16 protein-coding genes and 2 tRNA genes are annotated in these 18386 nt (G+C 38.5%); all 18 read right to left on the bottom strand.

Translation table 11 applies throughout. The features are described 5' to 3' along the window. Window positions 1-30: 30 nt before the first annotated feature. Window positions 31-576, bottom strand: a complete 546-nt coding sequence (hpt, locus tag ML543_RS16140) for a hypoxanthine phosphoribosyltransferase (protein ID WP_243388441.1) — start codon at window positions 574-576, stop codon at window positions 31-33. Between the two features lie 21 nt (window positions 577-597). Beyond that, complete coding sequence (gene tilS, locus ML543_RS16145; RefSeq protein ID WP_243388485.1) at window positions 598-1986, bottom strand: tRNA lysidine(34) synthetase TilS; 1389 nt, start codon at window positions 1984-1986, stop codon at window positions 598-600. A gap of 101 nt (window positions 1987-2087) precedes the next feature. Then, window positions 2088-3050, bottom strand: coding sequence for a protein kinase domain-containing protein (locus tag ML543_RS16150; RefSeq protein WP_243388442.1), 963 nt, complete (start codon window positions 3048-3050; stop codon window positions 2088-2090). After that, the gene (locus tag ML543_RS16155; RefSeq protein ID WP_243388443.1) at window positions 3019-3750 is read right to left on the bottom strand and encodes a vWA domain-containing protein; all 732 of its coding nucleotides are present in this window, start codon (window positions 3748-3750) and stop codon (window positions 3019-3021) included. Before ML543_RS16155 ends, ML543_RS16150 begins: the two co-directional genes overlap by 32 nt. A gap of 79 nt (window positions 3751-3829) precedes the next feature. After that, on the bottom strand, window positions 3830-6343 hold the full coding sequence (spoIIE, locus tag ML543_RS16160; protein ID WP_419095395.1) for a stage II sporulation protein E: 2514 nt from the start codon (window positions 6341-6343) through the stop codon (window positions 3830-3832). Between the two features lie 571 nt (window positions 6344-6914). Further along, window positions 6915-6986 (bottom strand) — tRNA-Glu (locus tag ML543_RS16165). Window positions 6987-6999: 13 nt separating this feature from the next. Beyond that, window positions 7000-7076 (bottom strand) — tRNA-Met (locus ML543_RS16170). A 460-nt stretch (window positions 7077-7536) separates the two neighbouring features. Then, window positions 7537-7935 carry a S1 domain-containing RNA-binding protein gene (locus ML543_RS16175; RefSeq protein WP_243388445.1) on the bottom strand — a complete coding sequence of 133 codons (399 nt, stop codon included), beginning with the start codon at window positions 7933-7935 and terminating at the stop codon, window positions 7537-7539. Window positions 7936-8027: 92 nt separating this feature from the next. Then, on the bottom strand, window positions 8028-8405 hold the full coding sequence (locus tag ML543_RS16180) for an FtsB family cell division protein (RefSeq protein WP_243388446.1): 378 nt from the start codon (window positions 8403-8405) through the stop codon (window positions 8028-8030). 13 nt (window positions 8406-8418) lie between these two features. Further along, window positions 8419-9057, bottom strand: a complete 639-nt coding sequence (gene yabQ, locus ML543_RS16185) for a spore cortex biosynthesis protein YabQ (RefSeq protein WP_243388447.1) — start codon at window positions 9055-9057, stop codon at window positions 8419-8421. Next, the gene (gene yabP / locus ML543_RS16190) at window positions 9054-9356 is read right to left on the bottom strand and encodes a sporulation protein YabP (RefSeq protein WP_243388448.1); all 303 of its coding nucleotides are present in this window, start codon (window positions 9354-9356) and stop codon (window positions 9054-9056) included. Before yabP ends, yabQ begins: the two co-directional genes overlap by 4 nt. 80 nt (window positions 9357-9436) lie before the next feature. Then, window positions 9437-9700, bottom strand: coding sequence for an RNA-binding S4 domain-containing protein (locus tag ML543_RS16195; protein WP_243388449.1), 264 nt, complete (start codon window positions 9698-9700; stop codon window positions 9437-9439). Window positions 9701-9703: 3 nt separating this feature from the next. Further along, window positions 9704-11176, bottom strand: a complete 1473-nt coding sequence (gene yabN, locus ML543_RS16200) for a bifunctional methyltransferase/pyrophosphohydrolase YabN (RefSeq protein WP_243388450.1) — start codon at window positions 11174-11176, stop codon at window positions 9704-9706. 24 nt (window positions 11177-11200) lie between these two features. Further along, entirely contained in the window at window positions 11201-12760 is a 1560-nt protein-coding gene (locus tag ML543_RS16205) for a putative polysaccharide biosynthesis protein (protein ID WP_243388451.1), read from the bottom strand. A 371-nt stretch (window positions 12761-13131) separates the two neighbouring features. Continuing rightward, window positions 13132-13668, bottom strand: a complete 537-nt coding sequence (spoVT, locus tag ML543_RS16210; protein ID WP_243388452.1) for a stage V sporulation protein T — start codon at window positions 13666-13668, stop codon at window positions 13132-13134. Between the two features lie 187 nt (window positions 13669-13855). Continuing rightward, complete coding sequence (gene mfd / locus ML543_RS16215) at window positions 13856-17389, bottom strand: transcription-repair coupling factor (protein WP_243388453.1); 3534 nt, start codon at window positions 17387-17389, stop codon at window positions 13856-13858. Between the two features lie 81 nt (window positions 17390-17470). After that, window positions 17471-17701: an anti-sigma-F factor Fin gene (locus ML543_RS16220; protein WP_243388454.1), complete on the bottom strand. Its 231-nt coding sequence runs from the start codon at window positions 17699-17701 to the stop codon at window positions 17471-17473. Window positions 17702-17810: 109 nt separating this feature from the next. Beyond that, window positions 17811-18368 carry an aminoacyl-tRNA hydrolase gene (gene pth, locus ML543_RS16225; RefSeq protein ID WP_243388455.1) on the bottom strand — a complete coding sequence of 186 codons (558 nt, stop codon included), beginning with the start codon at window positions 18366-18368 and terminating at the stop codon, window positions 17811-17813. Window positions 18369-18386: the final 18 nt, after the last annotated feature.

The following is an 18386-nucleotide window of genomic DNA, read 5'->3' on the forward strand; positions in this document are numbered from 1 at the left end:
TACAACCAATTACCTCTTGTGATAAAGCGATTACTCACTTTTTTGATATACTTCTGGTTTTAGCACACCGATGAACGGAAGATTACGATACTTTTCTGCGTAATCAAGGCCGTAACCTACGACGAACGCATCTGGAACTTCAAAGCCAACGAAATCTGCTTCAATATCCGCTTTACGTCCACTTGGCTTGTCTAATAATGTGACAATTTTAATGGACTTTGCTTTTCGATAACGGAAAAGCTCGACTAAATAACTTAATGTAAGACCACTATCGATAATATCTTCAATAATTAAGATATCTCGTCCTTCTACAGATGTATCTAAATCTTTAATAATCTTTACCTCGCCTGTTGAAACTGTTTGATTGCCATAGCTAGATACATCCATAAAGTCCATTTCCAAGTATGTATTCATGTGTTTTAAAAGATCTCCCATAAAAGGCATTGCTCCTTTTAAAACACCTACCGCAAGAGGAAATTTATCTTTGTACTCCTCTGTTAGTGCGGCACCTAACTCTTTTGCTTTTGTTTGAATTTCTTCTTCAGAAATCAAAACTTTTTCAATATCGTTTAACATTCTTTTGTTCCTCCTAGAAGATCATTGCTCTTTATATTGTAATACAATGTAAGATTGATTGGTAATGTCAAATACCTCAAAATTAGACTTTTTTAATAATGGAATCCAAATAATATTGCCATTACCATCTTCAATAATCGGCCAGATTTCTCGTTCTTGCTTCGGTATCTTCTTATCAATATAAATATCTTTTACTTTTTTTGTACCGTTCATGCCTTTAACTTTGATTTTGTCACCTGTTCGTCTTGTACGTACTCGTAAAGGCTCCTTTAGCAAGTGTCTTGGTAAATAAAAAACCTCTTCAGTACTATACGAAGGAACACCTTCAAAGGTTTCACAAATAATTTTTTTACCATTTGGCAACATTATTTCCCCTGGAATTGATAAATGGAACTCGAAGGGCTGAGGTTTAAACTGATCAAATGTTAAAATTAAACGATCATACGAACGGAACGCTTTTAAACCTAGCGGGAGGTCCATCATACTTGAAGGATGAGATTGATGCATCAATCCTTTTAGATGCTCGATATGAATCGAAGAAAAGGCGGGAGAACGCTGGCCAGCGAAAAGATAGTTTAATATTAGATGAATCCCCCTCCTTTGTAAAGGTGGAGCAAGTTCAAGAAACTCACCAATGTTAATCACTACCTCATTGCTTGTTTGCCTTTCCAATACTTTATTCATTTTTTGCTTCGTTAATTCCTCTAAAAAATGCTCATCTTCTTCAAGAATTTCACTAAAATATTGAAAATGTTGATGAACTTGAGGATTTTCGTTCTTTAAATGTGGCAATACATACTTCCGGAACCGATTCCTTGTATACGTGTCCGATTCATTACTAGGATCCATTTTAGGGTCCAATCCATTCTCAAGACAGTAGTTCAGTATATCCTGTTTCGTCACCTGAAGAAGCGGACGGACAATATATCCGGTAGAAAATCGCCTCTTCTCCGGGATACCTGCTAATCCTTTGCCTACCGTCCCTCTTACAAGTCGCATGAGGACTGTTTCAATTTGATCATCACCGTGATGACCTAATGCCAACAAATTTGCACGGTACTCTACCATCACTTCTTGAAAAAAATGATACCGACATTCTCTAGCCGCTTCTTGCTTGTTTAGCTTCTGTTCAGTGGCAAATCGTTGTACATCTATTTGTTTTGCCACACATGGTATGGAAAGCGAGGAACAAAAATGTTGTACATATTCCATTTCTTCCTCTGATTGACGTCCTCTAAACATGTGGTCAACATGAGCAGCAACGATGTTAATCGAAAGTGTTTCTCTCAATCTGTATAAAATATGTAACAAAGCGAGGGAATCCGGCCCCCCTGATACACCAACCACTACAGTTGATTTAGGGGGGATAAGTGACATCTTTTCTATCCGTTTTTTAATTCTCTCATACATCATACTTCACATCACTTTTTGAGTCTTACTGTTTTATCGTATCACTCTTTCCCGAACTTCTGCAAAAAGAGAGACGCCTTGTCATCAATTTATCATAACTCTTACAATAAATGCGTGAAAACGTATAGTGAATATAAGAATGCGATGAATACGAGAATAAATACAGTTTCAAAAAAGCCGCTGCTTTTCTTTTTCCGCTGTTTTTTATACTGCTTGCGATTTACCTGCACCTTTCCTTTTGCACGCTGTTCCTTTTCATCGGCTATCACGTCAATTATTTCTCGCCTCATAATTAAAGCTGATGAATAAGAGTTACTGATTGCCTTATATAAAATAGACTTCCGCTTCCGTAAATAAGGATGACTGTCAATCATCGAAACAATCTTTTCTTTTCCTTTACCGTCCTTTGAAAAACGCTTCGGGTATACTGCATTAATCATTATCATTGAAACAGCAAATAAATCGTAGCTTGGCTCTGCTCTTCTCGTTCCACACTCCCAATAGCCTCGATCAAAAAACTCCGTGAATTCCTTTATCGACCTCCCTATACGCGTTGTCCCCCCCACATCGATGCAACGAACTTTAGCAGGTGGATACGATACGATTAAATTATCTGGTTTTAAATCTCCAAACACCCAACCATTACGATGCAAGTTCTCTAAATCATTAAGGAGCTGCAAAATTAAAATGTCAATCCACTCTACTCCTCTTTTTTGTACGAATGAAATGAAATGTTCTCCTTTTATATATTCCATTACATAAAACGGAATCGTTTTCTTTAACAAAGGATGTTCATAATCATCAACATCGATTAAAGAAGGCCCAAGATCAGAACCTTGGGCCTCGGCTAACTTTTTTAACACATTTACTTCTGACGTAATTCCAGCGCTGTTCTCACTGATCTTTAGTGCTACGTATCCGTTCGAATTCCGAGCTAAATAGACTTCCCCTACAGCCCCTTTCCCCAATAAACGCTCAATTTCATATGAATGGCGGTGCCACTTCCCCTTTATGATTGTTCCAGCAGATAGGTTACAATTGCTGTTCATCGGCATGCTTCTCATCAAGTAAATACTCCCGTAATGAACGTTTTTTCTTGAAGCTTTGTGAAGCCTCTCTAATCGCTGGTCCAGTAGGGGTAATTCCGCCCGTTGTTAACTTAGGGAATATCGATGAAATGGACTCTAATTTTGGTGTCCAATCAAGTATGCGTTCAACATCTTTCTTTTTCCCCGGAAATACATGCAAGGAAAATTGATTTTGTCCAATTCTTGAATTTAAACTAATCGCTAAATCTAATAACGCTTCTTTTACAGTTGGTAATTTAGGTCCCATACTCGCGCTCATATCAACAAGAATCAAAATTTCAAGATTAACCGTTTCACCTAATTCATCAACAACTTCCATCACTTCACCACGCTCCTCAGGTGGTAGTTCTTCAATGGAAGCTTTCCCGAGAATTTGTCGTAACTCCTGATTTACAACCCCTTGTAACGTTTGAGTCATCGCTTGTCGCGTAACCATTTGTACTGTTTGAGACAATTGATGGGAATAGACGATTTGACTCACTCCACCTCCAGACACAGCAATTCCTTCGATTTCGGACATTGCTTCTTGATCAATAACCTTTTCATCAACTATCCCAATAACATTCACCGTAATTCCTTGCTCTTTGGCTAATGCGGCCATCGCAATTGGATCTTCCCCTTTATTCGAACAACCATCGGTTAACAACAAAATTTGCTTTAACGTTCCTTTTTTCATTTCAACCCCTCCTCATTAGTGTGCGTATTACCATCCTCGCCACATCGGAGGGGAAATATACGAATCTAGTTTGAACATATTAGCCTGTTTTTTTCGGATATTTAATAACGGGAATCGATGCCCATTTTGGGGTATTATGATCGATTTGTGCAACTACGACCGTCATATCATCGTCAATACGACCAGACCGTGTCCGAATCACTTCTTCCATGATGATGTCGGCAATCTCCTGCGGGTCATTAGTTTCAAGCTCTTTAATTTTACGCTTCATCCATAAGTCATGATTTTCGACATGTTTAGGCCCTTCAAATATGCCGTCACTCATCATGATTAAAATATCCTTCGCTTTTAATTGTTCATCGACGACATCCACTTCGATCTCATCTACAATCCCAATCGGTAAATTACTTGCTTGCACCTTCAACACTTTTTCACCACGCTTGATAAAACTAGGCGTTGACCCAACTTTCATAAATTTGCAACTGGCATCTTGCAAATCAATAATCGCTAAATCTAATGTTGAATACATTTCATCGGTCGTTCGCAACGATAAAATAGAGTTGACCGTTTTAATAGCTACTTGTTCATCAATACCGGATTGAAGAATTTTTTGTAGTAATTTGATCGTTTCATTGCTTTCAAAGTGGGCTCGCTCACCATTTCCCATTCCGTCGCTAATGGCAAGCGCATATTTCCCAACCCCTAGCTCTATCATCGTGTAACTATCGCCAGAAACTAAACCTCCCCCTTTTGCCGCATGTGCTACACCGGTTTCCACACGGAATGTTTTAGCTGACCCAAAAGAGACATGGCAGTACCCATTTGGATACGAGGCACACTCCTCATGCTTGACAACAACCTGTTCTTCCAGGATATCCGAAAGCATCGGAGCAATGATTTTTTCACATTCTCCATGACCATTGCAATATGGAATGCTCATTTCAATATCAACATTTCCTTGTTCAAGATTGAAAATGTCAATATGCCCAATTTCCACTCCAAAACTTTGAAGCGCCTCAATAATTTGATCTTCCTGTAGAAAGTGGTGCTCTCTCTCCTTTTTCATTTCTTTTGAGAAATCACTCATTACTTGTGAAACACCTAATAGTTGCTCCGCTACTAAACGACGAGTTTCTTGAATCTGTTTCTTAAGCTTTTGATTCGCCAAGAAATAATTCATTTCTTGTTCCATCGTTTCCTCTACTTTTTGTGCCTTTGAACAATATTTACTAAATTCTCTTTTTAATTTACGGTTTAAATGATACGTATTTTCCTTATGTTCGTTCATTATTTGTTTCATTAAACCATACGTATAATCAAAGTTTTGGGCCCAGCACTTATCTTTCTTAAAGCATGTCTGACAAGTACTTTCCGTAATATTACTTAAAAATAAATCTACCTCTCGATCTTCATCTTGTTTTTCTTCTGCATAAAATGTTGAGAAACTTTCGGATAGAGCTTGAAAGACATTTGAGAACTGATCGACTCGATGAGCTGTCACATCGCGTATTTTTCGTACGTACTGCTGTTGTTCCATGGCATATTCATTCGTACCTGGAATATGCTTAGCTAACCGATTCGTAAAAGACCTCGGTGTCAACAAAAATAATCCAACAGCAATTAAAGACTCGATCATGTTCGCCCAAATATCTGCGGACCCTTCCCCGTACAACGTTAATAGCATGGATCCTATTAACAAACCAACGGCCGCGCCAATTTTGTTTCCTTCTCGTAATAAACCTCCTAGTAAGCCTGAGAAAGCAAGTAAACTCATCTGATACAAGTTCCCAATGTTAGCTAGGCTTAAAACTAACCCTGTGACAACACCTACCGTACATCCAAGACTAGCCCCGCCAGTAAAAGCAAAAAGAAGTACAATGTATCGAGACAAGATATGCTCAGCTTGAAGGTTTTCATATTGAATCCCTATTAAACCTGTCATAACAGATGCGAGCAAAATCATCAGACAAATAATCTCTTCAATTTTATACGTTTGTTTAAATGATCTTGCTGAAATGAGTGGAATACTTTGGAGAAATATAAGAGTCAAAATAAAGGATAGTCCTGATTCGACACCAGCCATCATATAGTCATACATCGTTAAAGACTGGTACATGAAGTAAGAATAAAGAAGTCTAGTTAGTAGCAACGAGCTAAATACCGTAAAGGGGAGTGCCTTTAATCGATCTTTATAAAAGATCGTGGTCATTTTGTTGAACAAAATGAATATAAATATAGAAACTCCAACGATAACCGATAGTTGCGGTGATATAGTTAGTGAGCCTGCAATCAACGAAAAAGCAGCCAAAAGAGCTTTGTCCTTCTTCATCAACAAAATCGCACCAAAAAACGGGAGGGCAAATGGAACTATCTCTGATAAAATGAACGCTCGTCCAAGAAGAAAGCCAATAATCACATAAATAAACCCACGATAAAACATAATGGAATAAAATTTTAGACTAGCCGTCTTCCACAACCTAGCCAAAAAAGCATTAGCCCTCTGAAAATGAACTCCCGACACCGGCTCCGCTAACCTTCTCTCAACTTTTTCCATTATTATACACTCCCTCAAAAGAATAATTACCTGTAGCATAACAGAATAGAAAGTTAGAATTTGTCAAAACAAGGGGTTGAATCGAAAGAATTGTTCGACTATTTATGTTATATGCGACACAATATTTGGGAATAAGACAACCTTCTAGGCAAAAAATGGCATTTAAAGAGGAATGAACGAAAAATTAGGAGATAAAATAGGTCTCAATAGACGTTCAATAGAATGTAGCAGTAGACTTGTAGGGGTGAAATTAGATCCTCTATGAAGATCCTACACACTAACGAATCTACTTACGTTTACACGTTTCATTTTGCAGCACTCGCTAAAACCAAATTCGACTCACTAGGAGGACTTCGACGCACACTACATAGAGTGAAAAATACCGTGAACATTTATTTTATTCCTACTAAAAACAACAACCTTAAGAAAAAAACTTTCTAAATTATCGTTTCTTTTGGTTATTCAATTACTTCAAAAAACGGACGCTTCTCAGTGCGCGAGAATCTCCCGTTCATGGGCCGCTTGTCTATCACGAGTATTTCTATGATGTAAAAACAGGATAAAAATACACAAAAAAAAACGACTTCTCGTGATAAGAAGTCGTTTTTGATGACCCGTACGGGATTCGAACCCGTGTTACCGCCGTGAAAGGGCGGTGTCTTAACCACTTGACCAACGGGCCATATTTTCTTTTTTGGTAGCGGCGGAGGGAATCGAACCCCCGACCTCACGGGTATGAACCGTACGCTCTAGCCAGCTGAGCTACACCGCCATCTCAATAAGCACATTTTCTATAATACCTACCTAATACCCTTTCGTCAATAGACAATTTAAATTTTTTTATCAATAATTTCACATACGTATAAGAAACATACATGATTTTACACTCACACCCCGGACATGAAAATTTATTCTCCCCGGGGTTTCCTTTCTTTCTACCATCTACCTATCATGATCGATCATTCAGCTCATAGGTAATGTTTATTTTCACAGAAAAAGCGCAAAGCGCAAGTCCTTAGGCGAAGGGCGCTGGTGGACCTGCGAGGAGACTTCCTTCGCCACAGCAGGGCCGAAGCGACCCGAGCTGATGGCGCTTGGAGCTAGACACCAAAAAACTGTAAAGAGAATACGTTAACACTTTATTGAACGTAAACTTTCTGTAACAACAAAAAACACTCAGGAGAATTCTCCTGAGTGATAACATAACATCTATCATTTGAATGGCAGCAAGCTTAACCTCTTCTTGCCCCTCTTCCGCCACGGCGAGACTCCGTGTGGCGACGAAGTGACGCGAGACGATCCTCGCTTTCTTTTAAGAAACGGTTCATTTTTTGTTCAAAGCTTTCTTTTGAACGCTGATCATTTCTTTTCGGGCGGTCTGAACGTTCTGGACGACGATCTTTCGCCTTTTTAATTGAAAGGCCAATCTTTCCGTCTTTCTCTACATTGATTACCTTTACTTCTACTTGATCGCCTACTTGCAAATGTTCATTGATGTCCTTAACGTAGTTATCTGCAACCTCACTAATGTGAACTAAACCTGTTGAGCCTCCTGGCAGCTCCACAAACGCTCCAAATTTAGTAATACCTGTTACCTTACCTTGTAACTTGCTGCCAACTTCAATCGACATAAAAAAAATGCTCCTCCTTAAATCTTTCAAAAATAAGTTAAAAATAATTTACTTAATTATACAAAAATAAAATTAGGGGGTCAATAACATGACTACTCTGTACCATCTGGAATGTTAAAAATAATTTCCCCTTCATCGGATAAAAAGTAATCTCTTCTAGCTAACTTAGCAATATATTCATCATCATTTAATTTTTTTATTTCGTTCTCAATCTTTTTTTGTTCTTGCTCCAAAGTGGACAACTCTTTTTCGAGTCTTTCTTTTTCTTCCATCTTCTCTTGAATCGCGGAGGCTTGAGAAATTATCTTGGTTGAAATGATTGCAACAGAGGCTAGCATGACAATAATAAGAACGGTTAATCTTCTGATTAACCCTTTTTTTCTTCTTTTTTTCATATGTTCTTGCTTCTCATGCTGAATCACGTAATCGGATTGTATACGAGCAATTTTTTGCTTCCTCTCAGCAGCCATTCTTTTAACCTCCTCACTTTTTATGAAAAAGATGGCTAGCAAATTCAGTCAACCTACTGAATAACTTCTTGACGCTTTCGGAAAATCCTTCCACTTTCCTTAATATTTTTTTGCTCTTTACTCGAAACGGAGCAGGGAGTCTTCTCCAAAGCTGTTTCATTAACCATAACAATGGTGACAATAAAATTTTACATAACTTCCAAATAACTTGTGAAGTCCCTTTTAGAACTCTCCATAAAAAAGCAAAAAGACCTACGATAATTGTAGCAATAAGTCCTACTATAATTGTTATCGGCTTGAAAATAAATAGTTGAATGGCTTTCTTAATAAATTGGTAAATCATTGTTACGATACGGATACAAAAGAAAAGTGTCTTTAAATAAAAAGTCCGAAATAAGCTTTGATACGCAGCAAAGCCACATAAAATGGCTAAAAAAATATAAAACCGGAGCACCCCTTCATTTACAAGTAATAATACATAAAACACGAGAAGTGCTTGGACAACCCAGAAAACAAGGTCGTTTACAAAAACGACCCACTTCATCAATTGTTGCCGATTTAGAAAATGTCGATACGTATCTAACGATGCACCCAAGAAGCTGCCCATCCCAATCATTGCGAGCATCGTATATGCTTGAGTCGTTAGTGTCATTTAAACAACTTGCCAAAGAATCCTTTAGCCTTCTCCCCATTGTGATCATCTAAGTACACTAAATCATAAATTCGACTTCCTTTAATGGATACAATTCCTTGTTCCACATCTAAGTTCTTCATCTGTAAATTCTCTCCACGGATGGCTAAAGGACCCATAACCGTTTCTAACAAAAACTCTTCATTATCGAAACTCTCAACTTGCTTTACACCTGTAATATTTAAGAATTTCCTGCCCTTCATCATCACATCATGTTCTTGTGCTTTATGTGAAAGGTTCCCATCATAACTTTGGTTCATGATAAAATCATCCCCCACATTTCATGTATAGGTTTTTCTTTTACAATATGTATGTGAGGGATGATTTGTTTAGAACAAGCCTATTCAACGGATACTTTTTCTTCTTTCACCACTTTATATAACGATGCCGCCTCTTCTTTCTTTGCCGATTCTTGAAGTGATTCAATCTTTACAGTTAAAATCTTTTGGCCGAATTGGATTGAAAGTTCGTCTCCTACTTTTACATTGGAACTCGCTTTTGCTACAACTCCATTAATGGTGATACGTCCTTGATCAGCCACCTCCTTTGCCAGTGTTCTTCTTTTGATTAATCGTGAAACCTTTAAAAATTTATCTAATCTCATCCATTATTCCTCCTCTAAACGTTTAGCTTCTTCCCAAAGTCGATCCATTTCTTCTAGTGACATTTCTGTTAATGGGGTTCCTGTCTCTCTTGCTTTCGCTTCGATATATTGGAAACGAGTAAGGAACTTATGGTTTGTCGTACTTAAAGCTGTCTCTGGTTCAATATCGTAAAAGCGAGCAATGTTAATAAATGCAAAAAGAATATCCCCAAACTCTTTCTCAACTTTTCGCTTATCTTGTAAACCTTCTCTTATTTCCGTTTCAAATTCGCTTATTTCTTCATGAACCTTCTTCCAAGCATCGTTTACATTAGTCCAATCGAATCCCACTTTTGCTGCTTTTTTCTGAAGTTTATACGCCTTTGTTAAAGCTGGGAGTGAGGATGCAATGGAATCTAGAATCGATTCCTCTTGTTGATTTCCTTTCTCTACTTTTTTGATTTCCTCCCAGTTAGAAACAACTTCTTCAGCATCGTCTACACTCACCTCACCAAAAACATGTGGGTGGCGGCGAATCATTTTACTCGTTACACTTCTTACTACTTCGTCAATCGTAAATAGACCGTCATCTTCACCAATTTGAGCATGAAGCATGATTTGCAACAAGACATCACCTAATTCTTCAATCATATGATCAATGTCTTCATTCTCGATTGCCTCTAGCAGTTCGTAACATTCCTCAATTAAATATCGCTTTAAAGAATGATGCGTTTGTTTACGATCCCACGGGCAACCATTCGGTCCACGTAGCTCTGCAATCACTGATCGTAATGAGGAAAATTGGTGATACAGCAGTTCCTCTTCTTTTACCGGAGGAACATAAACACTTGTTAAGTTATTGATTTGAACATGTCGATCCAATTCATATAATGGTACTTCTTTAACAACCTCATCTTTACTACCCGCAGCTGTAACAATAAAAACCGGGTAATCATAAGGAAGATCATCCATTAACGTCAGCTTTACTTCTGAGGCAACCATATGATCATACACTTGGCAAATGAACATATGTTGACGATACGATAACTCCTCACGCTGCATCCCAATAGCATCCACAAATTGAAACCCTTCAATAGGGTCAATCTGAACAGCTGTTAACATATCATCGATAAATGACTGTCCACCTTTTATCTCTACTTCAACCTCTCCATTGTGGTGCCTTTTCAGTAAAAGCTGCACCGTTTTCTCGGCCACGAGTGGATGTCCAGGTACAGCATAAACAATTTCACCGTTATCTTTTGCTAATTTCACTAACTGGGAAACGATATCTTCATAGACGTCATCAAACTGCTCATGCATTTCATACACATGATCAAATGATTGAGCGTTCTGTAATTTTGTACTTAATTGCTCTACAACAGGATGATGCTTCGTTCGTAAGAATAAAGGCAATTGATGGTCCGTTAATAATTGATAAATACCAAACGGAAGTTGTTCCAAATCTCCAGCACCGAGTCCAATAACTATAATTTTCAATCCTCGTCCCTCTTTCCTTTTGAATTACTTTTTCCCTATAAGAAACTCCCAATCTTCTTTCGTTACGACTTTTAATAAAACCAACCCACCAACGTAAATGAATGCACCAATGAGGACGGAAACAAGTGCGTTAGCAGTTGCTAGCAGGCGAATTTGGTCTGAATCATCACTGAAGAAAAATAATTGAATAACCTTAATTATGATGACCATAACGAACGCGATAAACGTCATATTCAATACATCTTGACGGTCCAGTAGACGAAACGGCTCTTTTCGAATAAATAATAAGTTTAGCAATGCAATGACAAGAAAAGCACAAACCGTTGCCAATGCTGCGCCCAACGTATCCCATTTTTCAATAAACCATACGTTTGAAATCCATTTTACCCCTATTCCAATTAAAACAGTTATTGCTGGGATTTCTGCCTTGTCTAACCCCTGTAGGACAGCTCCTGACGTAATCGCAATTGAACAAAACAAAATCGATAAACAATATACAGCTAATACACTTGATCCCTTGCCATTTGAAAAGAGCATGATATTTAGCGGTTCTATTATAGCTATGATCCCAGCAGTTGCAGCAATCGCAAGCGATAAACAAACTTTAAACGCATATTGAATTGACTGCTGAACGTCTTCTACACCTTTTGCTATAGCTGGAACAAACGATAAGGCAAAAGATGTTGCCACAATCGCCCCCAATTGAAGTAATGGTTGTCCTCGATCATACACTCCTTTTAACACCTTCGCCTCATGCTCACTCCATCCACTTTCTACAAGGATGCGATAAACTTGGAACGAATCAATCATTTGCATAAAAATAAGGAGCATACTTGCAAAGCAAATGGTCAAGCTGTACTTGAAAAGCTTTCGTAAAATAATGAATCGTTCTTTTTTAGTAACAGGAACGAGTATTATGGCTCGCCAAGGTATCTCCGCTTTTTTTATAAATACCATTAAGACGAAAAGTGCGGCGATACTTCCTAAAAGCGATCCAAAAAGGGCGCCAGCACCCGTTATATATAAATCATACCCATTTTGCACAAAAAGGTATGAAAGAATAATGATAGTTAAAACCCTAATAAATTGTTCTGTCACTTGGGACAGAGCAGTCGGTGGCATCATATGTTCACTTTGAAAATAACCTCTTAAAATTGAAACGAATGGGATCATGAGAAAAGAAAGTGAAATAACGCGAATTAAAACGGACAGCTCTTCATCTCCCATCCCTAGCGCAATAAATGGTGCACCGCTGTATAAAATAAGAAAGCTCCCAAAGCCAAAAATAGTTAAAAATAGCGAGGAGACTTTCAGCACTTTCAGTGAACTGTTTTCATGACCGAATGTTGAAGAATCATTCATCAACTTCGAAATCATGACCGGGAAGCCAGAAGTTGCTAACAAGATGGAAACACCATATATCGGATAGACCTGCTGATAAATATAAAATCCTACATCGCCAACTATATTCTGAAATGGAACACGATAAACTGCACTCAAAATTTTTGAACATAATGCAGCGATAGTTAAGATGAATGCACCCTTTAATATAATCGCCGGTGCTTTCGTAGGCCGATCGTTCATCTCTTTCTCCTTCCAGTTAATACCTAAAGATGTCATTTTTCAACTTATTATACCATATGAAAAACAACCTCTATCCTTGTTGCATAATTACTTCATTTTTCGCTTTTTACGTAGGCGGTGTAGCGATTTATAAGTCTGAACAAATAAGAAAAGTCCAAGTCCTTAGGCGAAGGGCGCTGGAGGACCTGCGAGGAGGCTTCCGTCGCCACAGCAGGGCCGAAGCGACCCGAGCTGATGGCGCTTGGAGCTAGACACCAAAAAAACGGTAAAGAGAATACGTTAACACTTTATTGAACTTAAACTTTCTGTAACAATGACAAAAAGAGCGCCCTATCGGACACTCTTTCTGATTGCTAAAAAACATTATCAAATTATTGCTCCATTTGCCTTGCTAGAAAACCTGCAGCTGTTTCCGCCGCTTTGTGCTCCACTTCGCCAATTGGGTCATCTTTTGAGAAAATGACTACTGCACCAATAGGGTCTCCATTTGCAATAATTGGACCGACGGTAAAGGAATGAATACTCTCTTTTAATCCATCGACAAATTCCACTTCAGCTACTTCGGATTGGAGGGATGAATTACGGTCTTCCATCACACGTTCAATTGCTTCACTAATATTTTTATTTAAGTATTCTTTTTTCGAAATACCAGATACGGCAATAAACGCGTCACGGTCACATATGAGTACAGGATGGCCTAGACTATCGAATAGGGCATCTGCATACTCCCGTGCAAAATCACTTAATTCACTTATAGGGGAATATTTTTTCAAAATAACTTCCCCGTCCCGATCCACAAAAATTTCTAGCGGATCTCCTTCTCTTATTCGAAGTGTACGGCGAATTTCTTTCGGAATTACGACTCGGCCTAAATCATCAATACGACGAACGATACCAGTTGCTTTCATCTAATGATGCCTCACTTTCATCTGATGATTAGAATAACGAGATGATTGTTGATGTTTCATTTTGTAACAACCACCATTGTTGACATTAGTATCCTACTTCTGTTCCGTAATATACGCGATGAAAGTGATTTTTTCCAAAAAAGCGTATTATCCCCTTACCATCTTAGCCAATTTCTAAAAGATTTAATCATGAACTAGCTGAAACTTCTTCTTTTTTTACATGAGCCAAACCTTCTAACAGCTCAATAATGATACTTAACCATTTCTCCGTTTCCATTTTCTTTATTTGAAGGGTTAATTTTAAGCATTTCCCATCCATTCCTAAACCTACGTTACGTCCGAACTTATTGCTTAACTCAAATAATTTTTGCCCATTAATATTGTAGCTAGCTTCTTCAGAAATCAAGATGTTAATTTGATCTTTAACCTGTTTTACATGCACCACTCGTTCTCTCATTGCCAGCACTTTAACCGTTGTCGCTTTCACTAAATAATCGACCTCAACAGGGTATTCTCCGAAGCGATCCACCATTTCCTCTTGCAACTCACGCAAGTCATCCATTGATTCAACGCCTCTAAATCGTTTATACATATCAATTTTTTGGCGACCATCTGAGATATACGTTTGCGGCAAGTAAGCATCAATTTCCAAATCGACTTCAACTGGAATCGGCTGTTCCTTCGGTAATTCTCCTTTTCGTTCTTCTATCGCTTCTTTTAACATTTGGGAATATAAATCGAACCCGACAGAATCGATGAAGCCATGTTGCTGAGGCCCTAGTAAGTTCCCAGCACCTCGAATAGATAAGTCACGCATGGCAATTTTGAACCCTGAACCTAATTCGGTAAACTCTTTGATGGCTTGCAGGCGTTTTTCTGCTACTTCAGACAATACTTTATCTTTTCGATGCGTAAAATATGCGTATGCTACTCGATTAGATCGCCCAACGCGTCCTCTTAACTGGTAAAGCTGAGAAAGCCCCATCTTATCTGCATCGAACACGATTAACGTATTCACATTCGGGATGTCTACACCTGTTTCGATGATGGTCGTACTGACAAGAACATCTGCTTCTCCTTCTAAGAAGCTTAACATCACCGACTCTAGTTCATTTTCAGTCATTTTTCCGTGCGCATACGTTACTTTAGCTTCCGGAACAAGCATTGAGATCTCCTCAGCCTTTCGGTCAATGTCTTCAACACGGTTATAGAGGAAGTACACTTGCCCGCCACGCGCTAGCTCCCGCTCAATGGCTTCTCTAACTAAAGCCCCATTGTATTCCACAACATACGTTTGGACTGGGAAACGATTTTCTGGTGGAGTTTCAATCACACTTAAATCGCGCACCCCAAGCATGGACATATGCAATGTACGCGGTATTGGTGTTGCAGTCAGCGTTAAAACGTCAATATTTGCTTTCATTTGTTTAATTTTCTCTTTGTGGGTAACGCCGAATCGCTGTTCCTCATCAATAATTAATAACCCTAAGTCTTTAAACACGATATCCTTAGAAAGCAAGCGGTGCGTACCAATGACAATATCCACTGTTCCATTTTTTAACCCTTTTAAGGTTTCATTTTGTTCTTTTCTCGATTTGAAACGACTTAGAAGTCCGATGTTTATCGGATAATCTTGAAAACGCTCCCGAATGGTTTCATAATGCTGTTGAGCTAAAATGGTCGTAGGGACTAAAAAGGCCACTTGTTTTTGGTCTGTTATTGCTTTAAATGCCGCTCGAATGGCCACTTCCGTTTTTCCGTACCCAACGTCTCCACACAATAGACGATCCATTGGCCGTTCGCGCTCCATATCCTTTTTAATCTCAGTAATAGAGCGTAGCTGATCATCGGTTTCTTGATATGGAAAGGCCGCTTCAAATTCACGTTGCATTTCATCGTCTGGACTAAAGGCATATCCCTTACTTGCCTCTCGCTCTGCATACAACTTAATTAAGTCATCCGCAATATCTTGTACTGAAGACTCAACCTTCTTTTTAACCCGTTTCCACTCGCTACCACCAAGCTTATATATTTTTGGTTCTTTTCCTTCTGAACCAACATATTTCTGAACTTGATCGATTTGATCAACAGGTACGTAAAGCTTATCACTACCTTGATAACGAATATGTAGATAATCCTTATGAACCCCATTGATTTCTAACGTTTCAATTCCAAGATACTTCCCAATTCCATGGTTGATATGAACGACATAATCACCAATTTCTAATTCTGAATAGCTCTTAATTCGTTCTGCATTGGAGAGCTTTTGTTTTTGTGCTCTTCTTTTGACGCGTTTCTTAAACAATTCTTCTTCCGTAATGACCGCAAGCTTTTGCATCGGTAACTCAAAGCCAGTTTGTAAATCTCCATCTATAATGTATCGACCTTTAGTTAAAATATCATCGCGCTTAGCTATTTTGGCGTCAATTTCATAATCATCAAGCACTTTTTCTAACTTCTCTACACGCTCTTGATTGGCGCCTAAAAAAACGACTGTATAATCTTGCTTTTCCCATCTTTCTACTTCACCTTTAAGCACGTGCATCTGTCCATGGAAGCTTTGCATTTGCTTACAAGATAAATTCACTAAATTCTGTGGGTTTGTACGCGGCACATGCCTTAAAAATAACGATAAATATATAATAGGAGAAGTCGTTTTGCTCATTAATTCCTCATACGAATGAGAAATTCTTGCCTCATGAACAATTTTCCCTTCTTCTAACAAAGCGGTTACCCACTCTGCCTCTTCGTTTTCTAAATGCGTCACCATTTCATGAACCCGACTAATCTCATCAAAGATAAGAATCGAATCCTTCGGAAAATAATCTAGTAAACTAGCAGGCGAATCATAGAAGAAGGAATAGTATTTTACAAATGATGGATCGAAGTGAAAATGTTGAAGCTTCTCAAGGTCGTATCGGATATTTTCTAGCAACAATTCTTTTTGTGTATCTTTTTTTAGCTTTTTCAAGCTATTGGCTAATGCCTTCTCAATCCGTTGTACACCATTTGAAATATGCTCTTGATGTAAAAGAAGCTCTTCTGCTGGTCCTAATGATAATGTTTGAAGCATTTCTAACGAACGCTGCGTTTCAAGGTCAAACGTGCGAATGGAGTCAATTTCTGTATCAAATAACTCAATCCGTACTGGATTCTCCTCTGTTAACGGGTAAATATCAATAATTCCACCACGAACACTGTACTCTCCAGGAGCAGATACCATCGAAACTCGCTCATATCCCATCAGGTTAAATAATGGCAGGCTTCGCTCTAAGTCAAAGTCTTCCCCCACCTTTAGTTCCAATTGGCACGTCTCCCAAAATTGCTTAGGAGGAAGCATACGTGTTAGAGCTGCAACCGGTGCTACAACAATGCCTTTTTTGCCTTTACTTAAGTGATTTAACACTTCAATTCTTTGTGCTTTTAATTCTGGACTTGCGACAGCAATCTCAGACGCTATTAACTCGTTAACCGGATACAAATAAACCGTCTCATCCTCTAAAATATTAGATAAATCCTCGTAAATTTTTTGTGCCTGTAGTAAATTATGCGTTAATACGAAAATTGGCTTTTTAGAATCTTTAAACACGGATGAAACAAACAAAGATCTAGCTGATCCAGATAACCCTGCGACTAACTGCTCTTTCAATCCTTCCTGAATCCCCGTCATCACGGATTTAAAATCGTCTTGTGCGTAAATATATTGTCTCAAACTTTGCAAGTCCAATCCCCCCTCTCATCTGATCAAGCTACAGTTGTTCAAAAACAATAGAAAAATGCTTTGGATGAACATCCAAAGCGGTTATTGTATAAATTTATCAAGTCCATGATAATCTGGATTTCGCTGAAGTGCTTCATGACAATCTTCACAAATCGTTTGTACATGAATGTCCCCATTATTTTGATAGTGAATCATTTCATCTCGCTCAGTTTCCGTTAGCTGCTGAAATCCGAGTTGTTGACTATACAACGAATGTTTATCAATAACTCCTACCTTCGTCCCACAATGTCTGCAATAATAATGCAAAGCCATTTGAAAAGTGCCTCCTGTATGTATCATAATCGTAACACAAATCGCGATTGAATTTTCGGAAATTTTCCATGTATTACATATTATGAACCATTACAGAAAGGCTTATACATTAGTTAAATTCGTTCATAACTTCCAGGAATGAATGATGTATCCACTTTTCACAAGCATGTGCTGAATGGTCTATAGCAGATTGAATTTCGTCCTTTTCTTCCGCAAGAAACTTTCCAAGAACATAATCCGGTACTTTCATGCCGTTTTTCGGACGGTCAATCCCAATGCGTACACGTTTAAATTCTTGAGTCCCTAAATGTTGAATCAAAGATTTAATGCCGTTATGGCCACCTGCGCTCCCTTTTAAGCGTAAACGAACTTTTCCAACCGGCAGATCAAGGTCATCATAGATGACTGCTAAGTTGTCATCGTCTACACCGTAGTAATCCATTAACGGACGAACACATTCGCCCGATAAGTTCATATATGTTAATGGTTTTACTAATATGACTTTCTCACCCGCTACATGCCCTATTCCATAGACCCCATTAAACTTGGATTGATCCAGTGGAATGTTCAACCTTTTTGACAGTTCATCAATGACCATGAACCCCACATTATGTCGCGTCGCTTCGTATTTCTTTCCTGGATTCCCAAGGCCTACTATTACTTTCATTTGTGAATCCTCCCTGTA

Origin of the sequence: Bacillus kexueae (assembly GCF_022809095.1) — a bacterium.
Classification (GTDB): Bacteria; Bacillota; Bacilli; order Bacillales; family Aeribacillaceae; genus Bacillus_BZ; species Bacillus_BZ kexueae.